This is a genomic window from Cobetia sp. (assembly GCF_983723665.1).
Genome location: NZ_CFDJES010000112.1, coordinates 6,101 through 9,459, shown reverse-complemented (window position 1 = coordinate 9,459; position 3,359 = coordinate 6,101). Strand labels below are relative to the sequence as shown.

The 3,359-nt window shown below is 60.9% G+C and carries 3 protein-coding genes; all 3 read left to right on the top strand.

All coding sequences use genetic code 11. From position 1 onward, the window contains the following. The first annotated feature begins 293 nt into the window (after nt 1-293). Nucleotides 294-1,124, top strand: a complete 831-nt coding sequence (locus tag AC4FAH_RS11165; RefSeq protein WP_054556656.1) for an ATP-dependent zinc protease family protein — start codon at nt 294-296, stop codon at nt 1,122-1,124. A 102-nt stretch (nt 1,125-1,226) separates the two neighbouring features. After that, a complete protein-coding gene (locus AC4FAH_RS11160) occupies nt 1,227-2,789 on the top strand; it encodes an inactive transglutaminase family protein (RefSeq protein ID WP_043334234.1) in 1,563 nt (520 codons plus the stop codon). 1 nt (nt 2,790) lies between these two features. Continuing rightward, a partial coding sequence (locus AC4FAH_RS11155; RefSeq protein WP_490246038.1) for a sugar-transfer associated ATP-grasp domain-containing protein occupies nt 2,791-3,359 on the top strand: 569 nt, incomplete at its 3' end.

The following is a 3,359-nucleotide window of genomic DNA, read 5'->3' as shown; positions in this document are numbered from 1 at the left end:
CACGCCAGGCGGGAGCTCGTGTGGTCTGTCCTCGACTGGCGACAGAAAGTGATCGCTACGTTGGTGAATTGCAGGAAATGGCTCGGCGTCAGGTGCTGAAACATGGACAGTCACCATTCGGGCTACGTATGATCGCCCCCCAGTAACGCTTCGGTGCTAGAACGCCCAAGCTATACAAGGGAATACCCAGGCATCGTCGGATCAGTGTGCTGACTGACGATGGACAAGAATTATGTCTGCCGTTCACACAGGTTGTAGAGCGGCAGCAAGGCTGAACAGGAACCTTCTCCCCTATGCTGATCCGCAAGCTGCTATTGCCTGTTACCTTGACCAGTGTCGTCGTCATGGCCGGCTGCGTCCCGGCACAACCGCAACCGCAGAAACCGGTATTGACGCCAGATGCCTTTTCACAGCGCATCGATGCCCTGCAGGAACAGCTGGCAGGCCAATGCAACGTCCAACAGCAGCAACTTGCCGACCAGCAGGCGCTGAGCCGCTCTCTGCGTCGTGACGTGCGAGAAGTCGGCAGTCAGCTGCGTCAGATCCATGCCGAGATGGAACAGCCCGCACAGCCGCAGGCCGTGGAAGCCTGCAAGGCCGTGACCGACAATCCCATCCTCGACAAGACCCTGCTTGGGCGCGTCGAGTGGGTCGGCTTCCCGACCATCAGCAGCTACTTCAAGGCACGTATCGACACCGGTGCCAATACCTCGTCGCTGTCGGCGCGTGATATCACCGAATTCGAGCGCGACGGCGCCAAGTGGGTCAAGTTCAAGCTTGCGCTGCGGGATGACGGCAAGTATTTCGTGTCAGGCGATCGTGACAAGTGGGTCGAAGCCCAGGTCAGCCGCACGGTGACCATTATCCAGGCCTCCGGCCGCGAAGAGCGTCCCGTCGTCAGCCTGCTGATGACGCTGGGTGATATCAAGCAGAAGGTCGAGTTCACCCTCAATGATCGTCGTGATCTCACCTATCCGGTATTGCTGGGCCGTCGCTTCATGATGGACATCGCTGCGGTGGACGTCAGCCGTACCTTCATCAATGCACGTCCGGAGTACCCGGGCAGTGCACCCAGTAACGAAGCGGCCAAGGACGAGGACCCGAACGAAGGCAACCGCGACTGAGTGGCAAGCGCCCTCCTGTCTCCTCTGCCCGGCTTCGCTGCCTGACATGGCTCGGTGCTCCACCGAGCCATCATGACTGCTCCAGACATTTCAAGGACTCCCATGTCGCGTTTTGCTTTCTATCTTCTGGTCGGCCTGTTGATGCTGATCGGTGTGGGCCTGACCGCCTATCGCCATATTTCGTTTGATGTGCCCTGGGTGCCCGGTGCACAGCAGAAAGTGTGGGATATCGAAGCCCAGGTGGCCTTCACGGCCACTGGCGGCCCGGTCAAGGCGTCGCTGGCGCTGCCGGAAAACCAGAAAGGCTACAGCGTTCTGACCGAGAACACGGCGTCCTCTGGCTTCGGACTGTCCTATCTGGATGACCTGCCGGGCCGTCGTGCCGAATGGTCGATCCGTGAAGCGGCAGGCTCGCAGCTGCTGTATTACACTGTGACCATGCTGGAGTCCGACAACGCGACGCCTGCGGCCATCAAGCGCCTGCCGGCCCCTCAGGAAGTCTCCTGGGAGCGCCCCTACGATACCGCCGCGGCCCAGGTCATCGATCAGGCCCGTGAGCGCAGTGCCGATTCGTTCACCTTCGCACGTGAGTTGATCAAGCAGTTCGACAATCAGCGTCAGGGCGAGAATGCGCGCCTGCTGCTGACCCAGTTCGAGCGTCCCGAGTTGATGCTGCGCCTGCTCAATGAGGCCGGTGTCAGTGCGCGTCTGGTCAGCGGCCTGAGCCTGGAAGACGGTCGTCGTCGCCAGACGGTCTCGTCCTGGTTGCAGGTCTTCGCCGAAACGCCGCAAGGCAACGAGGCGGTGGATGTCGAGGCCGCCGACGCTGAAGACATCAATACCGACTGGGTGCTGATCAACCCGGAAACCGGCAAGCAAGGTGAGCCGGACAACCTGCTGCTGTGGGAAGGTCGTGGCGCGCCGATGCTGGAAGTCGAAGGCGGCGTGAATTCTCGCGTCAGCTTCTCGATGATCCGTCACAACGAGCCGGCGGCCGTCGCGGTGCGCAACAAGCTGGCCAATGACGAGCTGCTCAACTTCTCGATCCATTCCCTGCCGCTGGAAGAGCAGGCGCTGTTCAAGACCATCCTGCTGATCCCGATCGGCGCGCTGGTCGTGGTGCTGCTGCGTGTACTGGTCGGTCTCAAGACCTCCGGTACCTTCATGCCGGTATTGATCGCCCTCGCCTTCATCCAGACAAGTCTGGTGACCGGCTTGATCGGCTTCCTGCTGATCGTCGCGACGGGCCTGGTGATCCGCAGTTACCTGTCGCGGCTCAATCTGCTGCTGGTGGCGAGGGTCTCGGTGGTGATCATCACGGTGATCGCGATCATCTCCATCTTCTCGGTACTCGCCTATCGCTTCGGTCTGAACGCCGGCCTGACCATCACCTTCTTCCCGATGATCATCCTGTCGTGGACCGTGGAGCGCATGTCGATCCTGTGGGAAGAGGAAGGTCCCAAGGAAGTGCTCAAGCAAGGTGGCGGCAGCCTTCTGACCGCCGTGCTGGCCTATCTGGCGATGAACAATCCGTGGGTGCGTCACTTGACCTTCAACTTCCTCGGTCTGCAACTGGTGCTGATGGCCTTCATCCTGCTGCTCGGCAACTACACCGGCTATCGTCTGCTGGAATTGCGCCGCTTCAAGCCGCTGACGGAGGATTGAGATGCTCTCGTCATGGCTGAATCGCTGGTCGCGCAACTGGACCACGCCGGGCGCCTTGCGCGCCCGGGGGGTTGTCGGCATGAATCGCCGCAACATCGGGTATATCTCGAAATACAACGACCGCCGCCTCTATCCGCTGGTCGATGACAAGCTGCAGACCAAGCTGCTGTGTCAGAAGTACGGCCTGGCCTCGCCGGAGATGATCGGCAAGGTCGCCAGCCAGTTCGAGGTCGAGCGCGTCGTCGACATGGTGCGCGATCACGCGGGCTTCGTGATCAAGCCGGCCAAGGGCTCAGGCGGCAAGGGGATCCTCGTCATCGAGCACCATGATGGCGAAGAGTATGTGAAGCCCAGCGGCGCGCGCATCACGCGTGCCGACATGGAGCGCCACGTCTCCAACATCCTGTCAGGGCTCTATTCTCTGGGCGGCTCACCGGATGTGGCGCTGGTCGAAGGCTTGATTTCCTTCGATCAGGCCTTCGCCGAGTTCACCTATGAGGGTGTGCCGGACATTCGCGTCATCGTCTTCAAGGGCTATCCCGTGATGGCGATGATGCGCCTGTCGACGGC

What these genes read in the sequence shown, in the direction of transcription:
- AC4FAH_RS11165 (WP_054556656.1), top strand. Translation starts at nt 294, where the DNA reads ATGCTGATCCGCAAGCTGCTATTGCCTGTTACCTTGACCAGTGTCGTC.
- AC4FAH_RS11160 (WP_043334234.1), top strand. Translation starts at nt 1,227, where the DNA reads ATGTCGCGTTTTGCTTTCTATCTTCTGGTCGGCCTGTTGATGCTGATC.